The 17,421-nt window shown below is 73.6% G+C and carries 15 protein-coding genes; 4 read left to right on the top strand and 11 right to left on the bottom strand.

Features of this window, described 5'->3' with window-relative positions; translation table 11 throughout:
• Positions 1 to 91 precede the first annotated feature (91 nt).
• Genes ABS41_RS13470 through ABS41_RS13455 form a run of 4 tightly spaced genes read right to left on the bottom strand, consistent with a single transcriptional unit; the run spans position 92 to position 4,600 of the window.
• Positions 92 to 2,191, bottom strand: coding sequence for a TonB-dependent receptor (locus ABS41_RS13470; protein WP_290595140.1), 2,100 nt, complete (start codon positions 2,189 to 2,191; stop codon positions 92 to 94).
• Positions 2,192 to 2,226: 35 nt separating this feature from the next.
• Positions 2,227 to 3,564, bottom strand: coding sequence for a HAMP domain-containing sensor histidine kinase (locus ABS41_RS13465; protein ID WP_290595139.1), 1,338 nt, complete (start codon positions 3,562 to 3,564; stop codon positions 2,227 to 2,229).
• On the bottom strand, positions 3,561 to 4,223 hold the full coding sequence (locus tag ABS41_RS13460) for a response regulator transcription factor (RefSeq protein ID WP_290595138.1): 663 nt from the start codon (positions 4,221 to 4,223) through the stop codon (positions 3,561 to 3,563). Before ABS41_RS13460 ends, ABS41_RS13465 begins: the two co-directional genes overlap by 4 nt.
• Positions 4,223 to 4,600 (bottom strand): PepSY domain-containing protein, encoded by a 378-nt coding sequence (locus tag ABS41_RS13455; RefSeq protein WP_290595137.1) that lies wholly within the window; start codon positions 4,598 to 4,600, stop codon positions 4,223 to 4,225. The genes ABS41_RS13460 and ABS41_RS13455 overlap by 1 nt, the downstream gene beginning before the upstream one ends.
• Before the next feature lie 82 nt (positions 4,601 to 4,682).
• Here ABS41_RS13455 and ABS41_RS13450 point away from each other — a divergent pair, with 82 nt between their 5' ends.
• Together ABS41_RS13450 and ABS41_RS13445 are read left to right on the top strand one after the other, a co-directional pair.
• Positions 4,683 to 5,114 (top strand): PepSY domain-containing protein, encoded by a 432-nt coding sequence (locus ABS41_RS13450; protein WP_290595136.1) that lies wholly within the window; start codon positions 4,683 to 4,685, stop codon positions 5,112 to 5,114.
• 2 nt (positions 5,115 to 5,116) lie between these two features.
• Positions 5,117 to 6,010, top strand: a complete 894-nt coding sequence (locus ABS41_RS13445; RefSeq protein ID WP_290595135.1) for an SdiA-regulated domain-containing protein — start codon at positions 5,117 to 5,119, stop codon at positions 6,008 to 6,010.
• Between the two features lie 13 nt (positions 6,011 to 6,023).
• Here ABS41_RS13445 and ABS41_RS13440 read toward each other — a convergent pair whose 3' ends face one another.
• From ABS41_RS13440 to ABS41_RS13425, 4 genes are all read right to left on the bottom strand, one after another.
• Positions 6,024 to 6,872, bottom strand: a complete 849-nt coding sequence (locus tag ABS41_RS13440) for a CHAD domain-containing protein (protein ID WP_290595134.1) — start codon at positions 6,870 to 6,872, stop codon at positions 6,024 to 6,026.
• Positions 6,873 to 6,962: 90 nt separating this feature from the next.
• Positions 6,963 to 7,445 (bottom strand): SRPBCC family protein, encoded by a 483-nt coding sequence (locus ABS41_RS13435; protein ID WP_290595133.1) that lies wholly within the window; start codon positions 7,443 to 7,445, stop codon positions 6,963 to 6,965.
• Positions 7,446 to 7,491: 46 nt separating this feature from the next.
• Complete coding sequence (locus ABS41_RS13430) at positions 7,492 to 8,097, bottom strand: exonuclease domain-containing protein (protein ID WP_290595132.1); 606 nt, start codon at positions 8,095 to 8,097, stop codon at positions 7,492 to 7,494.
• 3 nt (positions 8,098 to 8,100) lie between these two features.
• On the bottom strand, positions 8,101 to 9,918 hold the full coding sequence (locus tag ABS41_RS13425; RefSeq protein ID WP_290595131.1) for a DUF294 nucleotidyltransferase-like domain-containing protein: 1,818 nt from the start codon (positions 9,916 to 9,918) through the stop codon (positions 8,101 to 8,103).
• Between the two features lie 124 nt (positions 9,919 to 10,042).
• On the opposite strand from ABS41_RS13425, the gene ABS41_RS13420 reads away from it, so the two are divergent.
• Positions 10,043 to 13,498, top strand: coding sequence for a PAS domain-containing hybrid sensor histidine kinase/response regulator (locus ABS41_RS13420; protein WP_290595130.1), 3,456 nt, complete (start codon positions 10,043 to 10,045; stop codon positions 13,496 to 13,498).
• A 33-nt stretch (positions 13,499 to 13,531) separates the two neighbouring features.
• The gene (locus ABS41_RS13415; RefSeq protein WP_290595129.1) at positions 13,532 to 14,104 is read left to right on the top strand and encodes a tetratricopeptide repeat protein; all 573 of its coding nucleotides are present in this window, start codon (positions 13,532 to 13,534) and stop codon (positions 14,102 to 14,104) included.
• Positions 14,105 to 14,107: 3 nt separating this feature from the next.
• Here ABS41_RS13415 and ABS41_RS13410 read toward each other — a convergent pair whose 3' ends face one another.
• From ABS41_RS13410 to ABS41_RS13400, 3 genes are read right to left on the bottom strand one after another with little or no spacing between them, the layout of a single operon-like run.
• Entirely contained in the window at positions 14,108 to 15,007 is a 900-nt protein-coding gene (locus tag ABS41_RS13410; protein WP_290595128.1) for a pseudouridine synthase, read from the bottom strand.
• Between the two features lie 29 nt (positions 15,008 to 15,036).
• Positions 15,037 to 16,479, bottom strand: coding sequence for a diguanylate cyclase (locus ABS41_RS13405; protein ID WP_290595127.1), 1,443 nt, complete (start codon positions 16,477 to 16,479; stop codon positions 15,037 to 15,039).
• 22 nt (positions 16,480 to 16,501) lie between these two features.
• Positions 16,502 to 17,140 carry a rhomboid family intramembrane serine protease gene (locus ABS41_RS13400; RefSeq protein ID WP_290595126.1) on the bottom strand — a complete coding sequence of 213 codons (639 nt, stop codon included), beginning with the start codon at positions 17,138 to 17,140 and terminating at the stop codon, positions 16,502 to 16,504.
• Between the last annotated feature and the right edge of the window lie 281 nt (positions 17,141 to 17,421).

Here is a 17,421-nt window from a genome sequence, read left to right as displayed (position 1 = left end):
CTGCATGCGCATCCTGGCAATCCGCCTGAACGCCATGATCAGGGATCAGACCGACTGGAGGGTCCACCCGGCCTGAGCAAGACAGTTGCTCCTACAGGGACAAGCGCAGGCCGAGCATCAGCGTGCGCCCCGGCGCCGGCTCGAAGTAGCGGCCGTTGGCTTCGTTGACGATGACCGAGCCGATGGTTTCGCGGCCCAGCAGGTTGTCCACGCGGGCCCAGGCGGTGAAGCGCTGGCCGCGGCCGAAGCGGTGCTCGACACCCAGGCCCAGCAGGGCGTGGCCGGGCGCGCGCGCCGTGTTGAGGTCGTCGGCGAAATAACCGCTGGTGGCACGCGCCTCGAACAGCGCGGTCGTGGCCTCGCCCGCATCCCAGCGCAGCTCGGCCCAGGCCGAGCGTTCGGCCACGCCGGGCAGGCGGTTGCCGGCGACGAGGCGGCGCTGTCCGGGCGCACAGGCCGGCGTCGTGCAGACATCGCGCCGCTGGCGCGCGTCGAGCCAGGTGCCGCTGGCGGCCAGGCGCCAGTCCGGGGCCAGCTGCGCTTCGAAGTAGAACTCCGCGCCGCGCCGGCGCGTGAGGCCGGCATTTCCGAACACGCTGCGGCCGCCGAGGCTGGAGAGCACGAACAGCTCGTCCTCGGTGCGCGCCTGGAACAGCGCCACGTCCCAGCGCAGCGCCGCCGTGGCGCCGCGCGCGCCGAGCTCGACGTGGCGGCTGCGCGCGGGCCGCAGCGCCTCGTTCAGGCCGCTGCCGCCGTCGCTGCGGTAGGCCAGCTCGGCGAAGGTGGGCGTTTCGAAGCCGGTGCCGGCGTTGGCGTAGACGCTCCAGTCCTCGCCGCCGGCGAACAGCAGGCCCAGCACCGGCGTCGTGCGCGAGTAGCGCAGCGCGCCGCTGTCGTCGGGATTGCCGGGGCGCACGTAGCGATCACGCGAGGCGAAGCGCACCTGGCTGTGGCGCAGGCCGGCGCCCAGGCGCCAGCGTTCGGCCAGCGCCCAGTCGAGCTGCGCGTAGGCATCGTCGCCGGTGACGCGGTTGTCCTCGTCGCGGCGCAGCGCGCCGACCACGCCCAGCTGGCCGCCGATGAAGTTCTCGAAGCCCCGGCGCGTTTCTTCAGCGCGCTCGTGGAGCGCACCGGCGGTGAGCGTGAGCGCGTCCGACGGCTGCCACTGCCAGCGCAGGTCGGCGCCGGCGTAATCGCGGTCGAGGTCGATGACGCCGCCGCCCGAGCCCGGGCTGGCCTGCGCGGCCACGGGCACCGAGAGCACCTGGAAGGTCTGGCGTCGACCCGTCCAGGCGGACAGCGACAGTTCGTGCGCCCCGGTCACCGGCTGCCGCCAGCGCGCGCCCAGCTGCTGCTGCGACACCGTCTTGCGGGTGTCGAACTGCAGCGCGCCGGCGCTGGCGGCGCGGCGGTTGCCGGCGAGCTGCGCGGCCGTCAGGCCCTGCGGATCGTCGGCCTCGAGTTCGAGGTGGTTGGCCAGCAGGCGAAGTTCACCCGACTGCGGCAACTGCGCACGCCAGGCCAGCTGCGCGGCGTCTCGCTGCCAGGCCGAGTGCTCGCGGTAGCCGTCGGCGGCGGCGCGCTGCCAGTCCACGCGCAGGCGGTGGCGGTCGTCCTCGTCCAGGCTGCCGGCCCAGCTGGCGCCCAGGCGCCACAAGCCGTCGGCGCCACCCAGGCCTTCGACTTCGGTCCGCGGCGCGCCGGCCGGCATCGCCGTGGTCACCGACACCACGCCGCCCGAGGCATTGCCGTGCAGGGCCGAAAACGGCCCGCGCAGCACCTCGATGCGCTCGGCGGCCGGGAGCGCGAAGTGCGACACCTGGCCCTGGCCGTCGGGCATCGTGGCCGGGATGCCGTCGCTGTAAAGGCGCAGGCCGCGCACGCCGAAGCTGGCGCGGGCGCCGAAGCCGCGGATCGACAGCTGCAGGTCCTGGGCCTGGTTCTGGCGGTCGCGCACGACCACGCCGGGCACGCGCGGCAGCGCCTCGGCCAGGCTGAGCGCCGGACGGGCCAGGCGCAGCGCCTCGCCGTCGATCACGTCCACGGCGGCCGGCACCTGGCTGCGCGGGCGCTCGCCGGCGGTGGCGGTGACGACCACGGGGTCGAGCACGGCCGGCGGCGCCCCGGCGGCCGCGAGGGCGGGCGCCAGTGCGAGCGCGAGCGCCAGCGGTTTGCGAAGGGGAAAGTCCACGCCGCGATGGTAAGCGCCCCGGCGTAACCGCGGCGTCAGCAGGGCGAGCCGCCGGCGGGCAGGCGCAGCCGCGCGCGCAGGCCCGGCCCGCCGTCGGCGAGCTCCAGCGCGCCGCCGTAGCCCTCGGCGATGTCGCGAACGATGGCCAGGCCCAGGCCCGAGCCCGGCTTGCGCTCGTCCAGGCGCACGCCGCGCTCGGTGACGTCGGCCGCGGCGTCGGCGGGCAGGCCCGGGCCGTCGTCGCGCACTTCCAGCACCAGCGCGCCGTTCTCCCGCGAGACCACCAGCGCGACGCGGGCGTGCGCGAACTTGCCGGCGTTGTCGAGCAGGTTGCCCAGCATTTCCTCCAGGTCCTCGCGGCCGCCGGCGAAGACCGCCTCGTCGCCGCCGGGCAGGCGCTCGAAGCTGATGCCGCGCCCGCCGTGCACGCGCGCCATCAGCGCCAGCAGCGCGTCGGCCACCGGCGCCACCGGCGTGCGCGCGCGCTGGTCGGCCGTGATGCTGCGGCCCAGGTGGCGGTCCACCGACTGGCGCATGCGCGCCACCTGTTCGCGAAGCACCTCGGCGGTGCGCGCGCCGGGGCGCTGGGCCTCGAGCGAGAGCACGGTGAGCGGGGTCTTGAGCGCATGCGCCAGGTCCTGCGCGGCGGTGCGCGCACGCTGCACCGAGCGCTCGTGGTGGTCGAGCAGTTCGTTGAGGTGGCGCGCCAGCGGTTCGACCTCGCTGGGCAGGCCCTGCTCGGGAAACCGCGCCGACTCGCCGCGGCGCACGCGCCCGGCGGTGTCGGCCAGGCGATTGAGCGGACGCAGCGCAAAGCCCGCCTGCAGCGCCAGCAGGCCCAGCAGGCACACCGCCACCAGCGCCACGGTGCCGCCGGCGAGCAGGCGGAAGTCGGCGGCCTCGGCCTCCAGCGGCGCGCGGTCGGCCGCCACCATGAACACCACCGGTCCCGCATGGCCCGGGTAATCCACCGCCTGCACCAGCACGCGCAGCGTCGCATCGCGCGGACCCGGCAGCTCGACCGTGCGCGCCGGGCCGGCGCGCCTGGGCAGCGCCGGCTCGAACCCCGCGTCCCAGAGCGAGCGCGACTGGAACTGGCGGTCGCCGGCCACCACACGCCAGTAATGGCCCGAATAGGGCTGCGAATAGTGGTGGTCCTCGGGCTCGGACTCGAGCACGAAACGGCCGCGGGCATCGACCTCGCCCATCGCCACCAGGGTGCGCAGCTCGTCGTCGAGCTCGCGGTCGAAGGCGCGCTCGGAGGCTTCGCGGAACGCCTGGCCCAGCCACAGCGCCACCAGCAGCGAGGCCACCGCCACGCCGGCCACGCCGGTGGCCAGCAGGCGCAGGCGCAGCGAGCGCCGGAAACTCACGGCAGCGACACCAGGCGGAAGCCCTTGCCGCGCTCGGTGACGATGCGTTCGGCGCCGATCTTGCGGCGGATGCGGCCGATCAGCACGTCGAGCACGTTCGAATCCGGGTCGTAGCCCTGCTCGTAAACGTGCTCGCCAAGTTCGGTGCGGCTGACCACCGCCTCGCCGCGGTGCACGAGGTAGGCCAGGATGCGGTGTTCCTGCGCGGTCAGCGACAGCGGCTGTTCGTCGAGCAGGAAGCGGCCGGCGTTGTCGTCGAGCACCAGCGCGCCGCGGGCGATGCGCGGATGCGCGTGGCCGCTGGCGCGGCGCACCAGGGCGCGCAGGCGCAGCACCAGTTCTTCCACCGGGAAGGGCTTGACCAGGTAATCGTCGGCGCCGGCGTCGAAGCCGGCCAGCTTGTCGTGCCAGCGGCCGCGTGCGGTGAGCACCAGCACCGGCAGGCGGCGGCCGTTGGCGCGCCAGGCATCGAGCACCGAGAGGCCGTCCATGCCCGGCAGGCCCAGGTCGAGCACGGCGGCGTCGTAATCCTCGGTCTGGCCGCGGAACTCGGCGTCGGCGCCGTCGGCGGCATGGTCCACGGCGAAGCCGGCCGCGGCCAGGGCCGACGACAGCTGGCGCGCGAGCTCGGCATCGTCCTCGGCCAGCAGCACGCGCATCAGTCGTCCACCTCGACCTCCAGCAGCGCGCCGGTGCGGGCGTCGTACTCGAGTTCCATGATTACGCCGTCGGCGCCGAGGATCTCCACCTCGTATTCATGCCCTTCGAGTTCCACTTCCAGCACGGTGCCGGGGTAACGGCGCAGGGCGTCGGCCAGGATGAGCGACAGCGGCACCATTTCGCCTCGGGCGACCGCCGCGCGCACGCGTTCGTGGTCGCGCTCGGGCAGCGTCTCCACGCCGTCCGTGCGCACCGGCGCCGGCGGCGCGGACGCGGCCGGCGCCTCGCGCAGCCACGCCCAGGCCAGGCCGGCGGCAAGGACCAACACCAGCAGGGCAATGAAGGCGCGCATGGGCACGAGGATGCCGAAAAGCATTAACCCGATTGTGAACGGGGCGATCACCGTGGTGTTAGGACGCGTGCGGAAACTGGCGGCACACCCACCCGAGGAACCCACCATGAAAGCATCCCGTTTCCTGCTTATCGCCCTGGTCGCCGCCGCCCCGGCCTTCGCCCAGCCCGCCATGCCGGCCACCGCCGATGCCCTGCAGGCGCTGCGCGCCGCTGGCTACAGCGACGTGCGCGAAATCGAGTTCGACGACGGCCTGTGGGAGGCCGAGGTCCGTCGCGACAACGGTCGCTGGGGCGAAGTGAAGGTCGACCCGGCCACCGGCGAAGTCTTCGACCCGATCGCCAACCGCCCGGTGCTCGAGCTGTCCGCCGTCCTGGCCGCCGTCGAAGCCGCCGGCTACCAGCGCGTGCACGACATCGACCGCGAAGGCGCGCTGTGGGAGGCCGACGCCTATGACGCCGGCGGCATGCAGGTCGAGCTGCGCATCAGCGCCTACGACGGCCGCATCGTCTCCGTGCGCCCGGACCAGGACGACTGAGCATGACCGCATCGCGGCAATGGCTTCGCGGCGCGGCGGCGCTGCCGGTCGTCCTGCTGGCGGCCTGCGGCGCCGACCCGTTGCCGCCGCCGCCCGCCGGGGCGCACTGGGTCGAGGACACCGGGCTGAGCGAGATGAGCGGCCTGGTGGCCTCGGCGCGCGATCCCGGCGTGCTGTGGAGCATCAACGACAGTGGCAGCCTGCCGCGGCTTTATCGCATGGACGAACAGGGCCGCTCGCTGGGCCGCGTCTGGGTGTCGGGCACCTGGTGGACCGACACCGAATCCCTGGCCACCTGGCGCGAGGGCGGGCAGCACTGGCTGCTGGTGGGCGACGTCGGCGACAACCGCGGCCGGCGCGACGACGTGGTCGTGCACGCCCTGGCCGAGCCGGCGCGCGGCGACGACTCCGCGCGCGTGGCGTGGTCGATCCGCTTCCGCTACCCCGACGGCCCGCGCGATGCCGAGGGCATCGCCGTCGATGCCGCCGCCGGCGACCTGCTGGTGCTGAGCAAGCGCGACAACCCGGTGCGCCTCTACCGCGTGCCGCTGTCGGCGCGCCACTCCGACGAGGTGGCGATGGCCGAATACCTGGGCTCCCCGCCCGAGGGCGTGATCGACGGCGACGTCACCGGCCTGGACCTCGACGTGGCCGGCCGCGAACTGATGGTGCTCAGCTACGGCGGCCTCTACCGCTGGCAGCGCACGCCCGGCGAAACCTGGGCGGCGGTGCTGGCACGTGCGCCGGAAGCGGTGCCGATGCCGGCGCTGCGCAAGGCCGAGGCGATGGCGCTCTCGGCCACGCCCGGCAGCGTGCTGGTGGGCGCCGAACGCCTGCCGACGCCGCTGTGGTCGACCCGGTTCGCCCCGGCCGATACCAGCGCCGGCGCGCACTGAACCCCCGGACCGCTCAGGCGGCGGCCACGGCCTCGCGCACGCGCCGCAGGCGCTCGCGCGCCACGGCGCGAAGCTCGCGCCGCAGCGCCGGCGGAAACGGCGAGCGCGAGCCGCAGTGGCGCAGCAGCAGCACATCGTCCTGGGCCTCGCCCAGCATTGTCGCCTCGTCCAGCGGCACGCCCGCGACCGGCCTAAGGTCCGACGCCAGCGCCAGCAGCAGGTGGTCCTGCTGGCGCAGGCGCCGCAGGCGGCGCAGCACGTGCCAGCGCTCGTCGTGTCCGGGCTGGCGCGCCACGCGCGCCCGCGCCTTGTCCAGCCGGCGCTCGCTGCGCGCGATGGCGCGGGCCACGCGCTTCCCGCGCACCTCGTCCCAGGGCAGCCGGGCCAGGCGCCGGGCGAAGCCCTGGATGCGCTGGCGTCGCCGGGCAAGGTCGGGTTCCCGGGCCAGCGCCCGCTGCAACAGGGCTTCGCGCCGCGCCTTGGCCAGTTCGATCGCCTGCGGCAGCAGCGCCTGCAGTGCCGGCGATTCCGCGGGGTCCAGGCGCTTGAGCGCCTCGACCAAGGCCTGGCCGTCGCGCAGCGCCGACAGGCCGCGGCACAGGCCGGCGATGTCCCCGTCGAGCTGGCGTCCCGGCTCGCCCAGCGCGCGCCGGGCCAGGGCCAGCGTGGCGCGGACGCGGCGCAGCGACTTGCGCGCCTGGTGGATGCCGGCATGCCGCTCGCCGCCCTCGCGGGCCAGCTGGCGCGCGGCGTTGGCCAGCTCGTCGAGCGCGAAGGCACGCAGCGCGTCGCCGATCGGCGGCGCATCGGACGCAGGCGAAACGGGTGGCGCGACCTCGGGCATGGCAGGCAAGCCTCCCATCGGGGGCTTCCAGCCTAGTTCCCCGCGCCGCCGCGCCCCTTGATATCGGTCAACCCGACGGTGGGAGGGCCTTCAGGCCCGAGCAAACCCTCAGGACGCCGCAGCCACCGCCGATTCCAGCGACCGCTTCATGTTCTTCAGGCAGCGATGCATCGCCCGCCGCATGAACAGGTGCAGCACGATCGCCGCCACCGGCGCCAGCCAGGGCCGCGCCAGGGTGAACTCGTAGTCCCAGCGCACGCGCGCGCCGAATTCGTGGCCGGCGAAGCTCCACATCGCCTCGCCCTTCTCCACCAGCCAGGCCATCGGCGGCCTGAAGCCGGTGAGGGTGTAGCCGTGCCGCACCGGCGGGTCGTGCTCGGTGACGCGCTCGGTGAGCACCGTGCCATCCACCAGGTGCACGCGCCGCTGGCTGCCGCGCGCGAGCTCGGAATGCAGGCGGATGCCGCTGACGCCGCGTACCGGGCCGAAGCCGGTGAAGTAGGCCGGGAACTTGTCGGGGTTGGTCGCCAGCTCGAAGGCGACGTCGGGCGTGCAGGGCAGGCTGCGTTCGGCGGAAACAGTCAGGCGCATGGCCTGATTCTGACCGCTGCCTGCGGCGCGTGTCCACGCCGCGCGTTCATTTGGCGCGGGCCTGCAGGGCCAGCCAGCACAGTGCCACGGTGGTGGCGTCGCCCAGCGCGGTGTGGCGGGCGATCACCGGCACGCCCAGTTCGCCGGCGATGGCGTCCAGCGAGAGGTCCACTTGCGCGTGCGGGTCGGCCAGGCGCCGGTGGTCGAGCCAGGCCTGGCCGAGCTCGGCGCGCCGGTTCGGCAGCGCGAAGCCCAGCACCACGCGCATCGGCCCGTCGAGCATCGCCGTGTCGAAGGCCAGGTGGTGGCCGAGCAGGGTGCGCGGCCCGAGCCAGCGCAGGAAGCCGGGCAGCACGGCGCGCAGCGGCGGTGCGTCGGCCACGTCGGCGGGCGTGAGCCGGTGGTGGCGGATCGACTCGATGTCGAAGGCGCGGCCCGGGTGCACCAGGGTTTCGAAGCGTTCGGCCAGCACCACGCGGCCGCCGCGCACCGGCACCGCGGCCAGGCTGAGGATGGCGTCGCGGCGGGTGTCCAGGCCGGTGGTCTCGAGGTCGAGCGACACCCATTCGCCGGCCGGGGCCGGACCGAACAGCGCGCCCCATTCGCCGCCCCCGTGGCGCCGGCGCAGCCACCAGCGGCGCAGCGGATTCATGGCCTAGCCCCCGAGGTGGAAGGCATCGGCCACGTGGTCCTTGAACGCATTGACCACGCGCAGCGCGTCGCGCAGCAATTCGCGGTCGAGCCGGCGCAGCGCCGCCACGTCCACGCCGTTGGAGGCCGGCTGGCCGGCGTCGAGGTCGGCCAGCTGCTGTCCGAGGCGCAGGCGCATCAGCACCGCCAGCGCCTGCGGCACGTCGCGGCCCAGCTCGCGGTCGAGCGCGCCGGCGGAAACCAGCGCGGCGCAGCGGTCGAAGCTGTTGCGGTGCGCGATGCCGTGCTTGAGCGCCAGCACGCGCAGGCCGTGCACCAGCGGGAACACGCCGCCGCGCTTGAGGTCGGCGCGGCCGCCGTGCTCGCGCACCTGGCCCAGCCAGGTGAGTGGATTGCCCTTGCTCAGCGTGGCCTCGGCCAGGTACTTCAGGCCGATGGCGTCGTGGCCCAGCGCCTGCACCGCCGGTCGCAACGCCTCGAAGAGCGCGGCGTTGCCGGCCACGGGGCGCGCGTCGAGGGTGATGGCCAGGTCGAGCGCGGTCTGGCCGTCGGCCACGCGCGCCCACTGGCCGATGCGCTCGCGCCACTGGCTGGCGCCCAGCCGCCAGTGCGGGTTGCTCACCATCACCCGGCCCGGGCAGGGCGGATAGCCGATCTGCGCGAGCGCCGCGGAAAAGGCGTCCATCGCCGCGGGCAGGCCGGGCCAGTCGAAACCATCGGCCAGCACCAGCGCGTTGTCCTGGTCGGTCTTTAGGATCTGCTCGCGGCGGCCCTCGCTGCCCAGCACCAGCAGGCACAGCTTGTCGTGGTGCTCCGCCGGCACGCACAGCGCGAACACCCGCGCCAGGATGCGGCTGTTGAGCGCGCTGACCATTTCCATCAGGTAGCTCATCTTCGCGCCCTGGGCGTGCAGCTGGCGCACCAGGTCGGTCATGCCGCGGGCGGCGTCGGCGATCTCTTCCACGGTTTGCGCGCGGGCCAGGCGCAGGCTGATCAGGTGCGAGATCGAGGCGTAGTGCGCCAGCACCTCGGCCATGCCCAGCGTGCCCAGTGCGGCGCCTTCGGCATCAACCACGACCACGCGCTCGACGTGGTGCTCGGTCATGCTCACCAGGGCCTGGAACAGCACCGCGTCGGCGCGCACCGACAGCAGCGGCCGGCTGGCCAGCGGACCGACCGGGAAGTCGCGCGGCAGGCCGCGCAGGGCCAGCGCATCGAGCAGGTCGGTGCGGGTGACGATGCCGGGACCGGCGTCGCCGGCCACGAGCAGGCAGTCCACGCGCTGCTCGCGCAGCCGCGCCGCGGCGTCGGCGATGCCGGTGGTGCCCGGCACTTCGTGCACCGGCGCCAGCTGCGCCTCGGCCACGCGGGTGAGCATCAGCCGGCCCAGCTCGCCGGGCTGCTGCTGCTCGGCCAGCAGCTTGCGCTTGACCGACAGCGCCTCGTGGAAATACGCCGCAAAGCGCGGGTTCTCGGCCAGCAGCGCATGGAAGGTGGCCGCCGGCAGCAGGAAGCACACCGTGTCCTGCACCGCTTCGTAGCGGTGCCGCGCGCGACCGGCGATGACGGCGAAGGCGCCGAACAGGTCGCCCGGGCCGTAGTCGGCGAAACGCGTGCTGTCGGCGCCGCGGCCGTCGAAGGCCTGCACCGCGCCCTTGAGGATCACCTGCACGTGGCCCGAGGGCTCGCCGGCCTCGATGATGCGCGTGCCGGCCGGGTGGTAGGCCAGGTCCACGGCCGCGGCCAGGCGCTGCTTCTGGCCCGCGTCGAGCAGGTCGAAGGGCGGCGAATCGAGGTCCAGTCCGGGCACCGGGGTGGCCATGGCGCCAGCCTGACACGGCGCGGGGCCGGCGTCAGCGGCCGGGCGGATTCGACTTTGGTCGAAGGCCGCGGCCGGCGGCGGAGGCTACACTCGGCCGGTCGCGCTTTCACGGCAAGGAGGGGTCGTGGTCGCAGGCTGGATCCTGCTGCTGGTGTCGGTGGCCTACGTGGGCCTGCTGTTCGGCGTGGCCTGGCTGGGCGACCGCAAGCCGCTCTACCCGGGGCGCAGCTGGCTGCGGCCGGTGATCTATTCGCTGGCGCTGGCGGTGTACTGCTCGTCGTGGACCTTCTACGGCGCGGTGGGCACGGCGGCCACCACGGGCCTGGGCTTCCTGCCGATCTATCTCGGGCCGATCCTGATGTTCCTGTTCGGCTGGCGCATCCTCGAGCGCCTGGTGCTGGTGGCGCGCGAGCAGAGCACGGTGTCGATCGCCGACTTCCTGGCGGCGCGCTACGGCCGCGCCCAGAACATCGCCGCCACGGTGACCCTGATCGCCGTCATCGCCGCGATTCCCTACATCGCGCTGCAGTTCAAGGCGGTGGCGATGAGCATCGACGTGCTGGCCGGCCCGAACGGCGACGAAAGCGTCGGCGTGCTGGCCGACCCGGCGCTGTATTCGGCGCTGCTGCTGGCGCTGTTCGCCATCCTGTTCGGCACCCGCGAGATCGACGCCACCGAGCACCACCACGGCATGATCCTGGCCGTGGCGCTCGAGTCGCTGGTGAAGCTGGTGGCCTTCGTGGCCGTGGGCGTGTTCGCGCTGGGCCACCTGCCCGGCAGCGAGGACCTGCTGGCGCGCATCCGCGCCAGCACCGCCGACTTCGTCGCGCCGGGCATCCCCCAGGGCTTCGTGGCGCAGACCCTGCTGGCCTTCGCCGCCATCGTCTGCCTGCCGCGCCAGTTCCACGTGGCCGTGGTGGAGTGCGGCGACGTGGCCGACGTGCGCCGCGCGCGCTGGCTGTTCAGCGGCTACCTGCTGGTGATCTGCCTGTTCGTGCTGCCCATCACTTCGGCCGGCCGTGCGCTCCTGTCGGACGCGGGCGTGGCGCCCGACACCTACGTGCTGGCGCTGCCGATGGCCATGGACAACACCGCGCTGGCCCTGGCCGCCTACGTGGGCGGCTTCTCGGCCGCCACCGGCATGGTGATCGTGGCCTCGGTGGCGCTGGCGACGATGGTGAGCAACGACCTGGTGATGCCGCTGCTCTGGCGCGGCCGCCTCACCGACGCCGGCAGCCGCGAGCACCTGGGCCGGCGCGTGCTGTGGGTGCGCCGTTTCGCCATCCTGGCGATCGCGCTGCTGGCGTATGCCTACTACCGCAATGCCGGCGAGTCGGGGTCGCTGGCGGCGTTCGGCCTGCTGGCCTTCGCGGCGGTGGCGCAGTTCGCGCCGGCGCTCATTGGCGGCCTGTACTGGCGCGGCGCCAGCCGCCGCGGCGTGATGGCGGGCCTGGTGGCGGGCTTCGCGCTCTGGGCCTACACCCTGCTGCTGCCCACGCTCACGCGCGCCGGCTGGTTCGACACCGCCTGGCTGCAGCTGGGACCGCTGGGCATCGCCTGGCTGCAGCCCGAGAGCCTGTTCGGCCTGCGCGGCTGGGATCCGATCACCCACGGCACCTTCTGGTCGCTGCTGGTCAACGTGGGCGCGCTGCTGGTGGTGTCGGCGCGCTACCGGCCTAGCCTGGAGGAACGCATCCGCGCCACGCCCTTCCTCGACCCTTACGCCGCGCGGCCGCTGGCCTCGCCGGGCAGCTGGAGCGTGACGCTCAGCGCCGGCGACCTGCTGGCCCTGGCCTCGCGCATCGTCGGCGAACGCGCCGCCAAGCGCGCCTTCGCCGAACACGCGGCTTCGCTGGGGCGCGAACTCGCGCCGGGCGCGTCGGCCGACCGCGCGCTGATCCAGTTCACCGAACGCCTGCTGGCCGGCGCCATCGGCGCCGCGTCGGCGCGCCTGACCCTGACCACCGCGCTGCGCGGCTCGGGCATGGAGCTGGGCGAGGTGATGAGCCTGCTCGACGAAGCCAGCCACGAGCTGCGTTTCAACCGCGAGATTCTCTCGGCCACGCTCGAGAACCTGACCCAGGCCGTGAGCGTGGTGGACCGCGACCTGCGCCTGGTGGCCTGGAACGGCCGCTACCAGCAGATGTTCGACTACCCCGACGGCATGCTCTACGTGGGCCGGCCGGTGGCCGAGCTGATCCGCTACAACGCCGAGCGCGGCGAGATGGGCCCCGGCGACGTCGAGGAACAGGTGGCCAAGCGCGTGGCCTACCTGCGCGAGGGCACGCCCTACGTGTTCGAACGCGTGCGCGCCAACGGCCAGGTGATCGAGATGCGCGGCCAGCCGCTGCCCGGCGGCGGCTACGTCACCAGCTACAGCGACATCACCGACTACAAGCGCGCCGAGCAGGCCCTGCGCGAGGCCAACGAAACGCTGGAGCAGCGCGTGGCCCAGCGCACCCGCGAGGCCGAGGCGGCCAACCTGTCGAAGACGCGCTTCCTGGCGGCGATCTCGCACGACGTGCTGCAGCCGATCAACGCCGCGCGCCTGTTCACCTCGGCCCTGCGCGACGCCGACGAGGGCGGCGAGCAGAAGCGCCTGGCCGAGCGCGTGGACGTGTCGCTGCGTGATGCCGAGGAGCTGCTCGACGGACTGCTCGACATCTCGCGCCTGGACGCCGGCGCGCTCAAGCCCGAGCTGTCGGTGTTCCGGCTCGACGAACTGGTGGCCAGCGTGGCCGCCCAGTACGCGCCGCTGGCGGCCGCGCGCGGGCTGCGCTTCGGCGTGCACGCGGGCCCGCTGGCGGTGCGCAGCGACCGCCGCCTGCTGCGGCGCGCGCTGCAGAACTTCGTCGCCAACGCGCTGCGCTACACCAAGGACGGCCGGGTGATCATCGGCGCGCGCCGGCGCGGCGAATGCGTGGACATCGAAGTCTGGGACACCGGCCCCGGCATCCCGCCGCACCACCTGGCGCAGATCTTCGAGGAGTTCCGCCGCTTCGACCAACCCTCGCCCTGGGGCGAGCGCGGCCTGGGCCTGGGCCTGAGCATCTGCCAGCGCGTGTCGCGAATGCTCGACCACCCGATCTCGGTGCGCTCGTGGCCGGGCCGCGGCAGCGCCTTCGGCATCCGCGTGCCGGTGGCCCGCCTGGCGGTGCCCGCCACGCCGCCGCGCGCGGCCACGACCCAGGGCGAGCTGGACGGGCTGAAGGTGCTGTGCCTGGACAACGACCGCGAGATCCTCGACGGCATGGAGGCCCTGCTGGGCCGCTGGGGCGTGGACGTGCGCGTGGCCGAAACCGTGGCCACGGCGCTCGAGGCCGCGCGCGCCGACCGCCCCGACGTGCTGGTGGCCGACTACCACCTGCACGACGAGATGGACGGCCTCGGCGCGCTGCAGGCCCTGCGCGGTGTCTGCGGCCCCCACACGCCGGCGGTGCTGGTGACCGCCGACGGCAGCGACGAGGTCAAGCGCGCCGCCCGCGACCTGGGCATCCCGGTCTTGACCAAACCCGTGAAGCCGGCGAGCCTGCGGGCGTTCCTGGCGGCACAGCAGCGGCGCAGCGGCGCCGCCGGCTGAGCCACCCGCTTCCTTCCTCCCGAGGTGACACCCATGTTCCCGACCTTCCCGAAGCCGCTCGCCCTGGGCGCCCTGTTGCTGGCGCTGCCCGGCCTGTCGTTCGCGCAGCAGGGCGACGCGCAGGCGCGCTGCCAGTCCGGCGAAGGCGGCTTCGACAAGCAGGTTTCGGCCTGCAGCGAGGTGCTGGACGGCCAGCCGGACGCCGCGGCGCGACTCAATGCCCTGGTGCGGCGCGCCGGCGCGCATTTCCGCGGCGGCAGGACCGACGAGGCCATTGCCGACATCAGCCAGGCCATCGCGCTGGCGCCCGACAACGCCACCGTGTACCGGGCGCGCGGGATGATGCGCAACGCGCGCTCCGAGCACGAACTGGCGCTGGCCGACCTGGACAAGGCGCTCGAACTGGCGCCCGGCGACACCGGCGCGCTGCGCCATCGCGCGCAGGCCTACCAGGCGCTCGGCCAGGGCGACAAGGCGGTGGCCGACTACAACGCCATCCTCGCCAAGGACCCGGGCTACGCCAGCGAGTTCAAGCCCGCCTGCCTTTCGCTCGACGAGGCCACGCGCCAACTGGTGCTGGTGAACTGGCCGGCCTGCGACAAGTAAGGTTCAGCCCGGCGCGAACGCGAGCCGCAGCGCGCTGTCGAAGCGGCGCGTCGCGCCGGTGAGCGGATCGGTGAAGGCCAGGGCGCGCGCCAGCAGCTGCAGCGGCGCGGCGTAGTCGCCCCGCGCGCGGTGCGCCTGTTCCGGATACAGCGGGTCGTTGGCGATGGCCGCGCCCAGGGCCGCCATGTGCACGCGCAGCTGGTGCTTTCGGCCGGTGACGGGCCGCAGCGCGTAGTGCCAGTGGTTTTCGCCGCGGGCGATCACGTCGATGGTGGTTTCGCTGTTGGCTTCGCCCGGCGCTTCGCGCATGCGCGGGAAGGGCTCGCCGGGCACGAGCCGGCTGCGGTGCACACGCGGAAAGCCGAGCCCCGGCAGCGGCGCGGCGACGGCTTCGTAGGTCTTGTCGATGCGGCGCTCGCGGAACAGCGCCTGGTAGGCGGCGCGGCTGCCCGGTCGCGCTGAGAACAGCACCAGCCCGGCGGTGTCGCGGTCGAGGCGGTGAAGGGGCACCAGGTCGCGGTTGCCGGTGCGGCGCATCAGCCGGCCCAGCAGGGTTTCGTGCACGTGGGCGCCGGACGGCGCCACCGGCAGGAAGTGCGGCTTGTCGGCCACCAACAGGTGTTCGTCCAGATGCAGCACGCCCTCCTCGAAGGGAATGCGCGGCTCGTCGGCCACCTCGCGGTAGTAGTGCACTTCGAGTCCCACGCGGTAGGGCGTCTCCGGCCCCAGCGGCCGGCCCGCGTCGTCCAGCACGCGGCCGCGCGCCATCCGGTCGAGCCATTGCGCCCGCGGCACGGCGGGGAAGCGCGCGCACAGCCCGTCGAGCACCGTCGCCCAGGTTCCGGGCGGCAGTTGCAGGGTGCTGGCCGGAAGGCCGTCGAGGGGCGGAGGGACGCGGGGCACCGGTGCAGTTTGCCAGCCCGGGACGAGGCTCAGGGCGAGCGGCGGCGGGTGCGCTTGTCGGCGTACATGGCCTGGTCGGCGGCCTGCAGCAGCGCCGACAGGTTGGGCGGCTCACTGGCGGTGGTGGCGATGCCGAAGCTGGCCGACACGTACACGTCGAGCGACGGCACCGGGCCCGCCGCCAGGCGCTGCTTGACCGCCCGGACGACGTCGCGGGCGCCGGCCTCGTCGGCTCCCGGCAGGAAGATGGCGAATTCGTCGCCGCTCAGTCGCGCGATGGACTCGCCGGCGCCCAGGCAGGCGCGGCTGCGCACCACCAGCTCGCGCAGCGCAAGGTCGCCGGCCGCATGGCCGCGGGTGTCGTTGAGGTCCTTGAGGCCGTCCACGTCGATCATGATGATCGCGCACGGCTGGCGCCGCCGCGCCGCCGCAGCCAGTTCGAGCGCCGCGAGATCCTCGAAGTAGCCGCGGCTGAGCGCGCCGGTCAGGCCGTCGTGGCTGACCTGGTCGCGCAGCCGCTTGTTGGCGGCGTAAAGCGCCGGCGCGGCCAGGCCCAGGTAGGTGTTGGCGGCCAGGCTGATGGCGGCGAACTGCAGCACCAGCGCATCGTCGCCCACGTCGAAGCCCGCCGCCGCCCCCACCGTGAGCAGGCTGAAGCCGAGCATGCCGAAATGGCTGCTCGCCAGGTCCTCCGTGTGCACGATCCACAGCTGCAGCACCACCGGCAGCACCAGCATCACCAGCAGCGCGCGGCTATTGGACAGCTCGAGGTAGCCCAGCAGGATGGCCAGCGTGGTCAGCAGCAGCAGCGCCAGCTTCGCCGAGGCCACGCGCGGAAAGCGCCAGGTGCCCCATTCGAAGGGTGGGAAGCGGCGCACGCCGGATTCGCCGCCCACCCGCCGCAGCAACAGCGCGAGCACGGGCGCGAGCGTGACCAGGGCCGCGTAGTCGCCGATCCACCAGGTGGCGGCGAGTTCGAACAGGTCGGGGGCGTCGAGCAACTCGGTTTGGCTGAGGCCAAACGTGCCGAGCACCGCCGCCAGCAGCGCGCCCAGGGCGCCCAGCAGCAGGAACTGGCTGACCGCCCGCAGGGTCAGTTCGGCCGGCGCGTTGGACGCGATGCTTCGCAGCACGATGGCCGGCAGGGCGTAGGCCCCGGTGTGGATCAGCGCGAATACGAGGCTCGACACCGCGAACACGCCCAGGCGCACCTCGCCGGCGTTGTTGGAGGCCTCGGTGAGCCAGGTGCCCAGCACGCAGGCGACGAAGAGGGCCGGCACCGCCCGCCAGCCCACGCAGAACAGCCCCGCGAAGGTAACCGCCGCCGGCGGGAACCACAGGCTGGCGTGCGGCGCGTGCTCGAGCGCGGCGGCCAGCAGGAAGCTGCCCAGCCAGAGCACCAACAACAAGGGGTGCAGCAGCCAGTGCCGCCACGAAGCGCCTTGTGCCGAGACCACCTGAGAATCCGTCATCCCACCCCCCCGTAAGCGCATCCTAGCGCGACGGCAGGCGGGTTTGACCGGGGCCGGGTTCACGTTTCGGACCGATGAGCCGCGCCATCAGCAGGCCCAGCAGCACGCCGGCGACGTGGCCGGGCTTGGGGTAGTACACGTGCACGATGTCGATGGCGAACGCCAGGGCGATGGAAAAGGCGACCGGCACGACCAGGGCCCGCGACCGGTCGATTCCCGCCAGCCCGAGCCAGGCACCGGCCCCCGAGATCGCCATGACGGCCTGGGAGGCTCCGGTGCCGAGGTTCCAGGGCCACGGAACGAAGTACGAGCTCAACAGCATGGCCAGCGAGCCACCCACCAGCCAGAGCACCAGCAGGCGCCACGCGCCCACATGGCGCTCGACGGCCGCGCCCACCCACAGCAGGCAGAACACGTTCGCCACCATGTGCGGCTGTTTGACGTGCACCAGCTGCGCGGTGACGAGGCGCCAGGGCTCGAGATCCCGCAAGTGGCCCAAGCGCAGGCCGTAGTGCTCGAGCTGGACGATCCTCACCCCGCCCAGCCACGTGCCGCTGATCTCGACCGCGGCATGGACGCTGAGGGCGACCGTTGCCACGGCGAGCAGGAGCGTGGCCCAGGGGCGGCCCCGAGGCGGTGGCGGGCTGGCGTCGGTGCGCATGTTAGTCCTGAGGACCTGGGCTGCAGTGGCAGGAGCCCCGATCGTCATGGCTGGAAATGGCTTTTTGCGGGCGGGTTGCGGGCCGCGGTCGTGACCCGCGGGGACCGAGGCTGATTGCGCCGGGCACAGCGTAGATGCCTGCCACCGGCGCCGGCGCCGGCGTCGGTTTGGTCAGCTTTCGACCTATTCCGTTGAAAAACTCGCCATCTGGCTGGCGGCTGGGTCCGGCGGTTTGGCCGGATCAGTGATTCTTTCGCCAGGGGAGATGGAAAAATGGGCGC

The sequence above is a fragment of the Arenimonas sp. SCN 70-307 genome (assembly GCF_001724815.1).
GTDB lineage: Bacteria > Pseudomonadota > Gammaproteobacteria > Xanthomonadales > Xanthomonadaceae > Arenimonas.
This window is presented reverse-complemented; position numbering and strand designations above follow the sequence as displayed.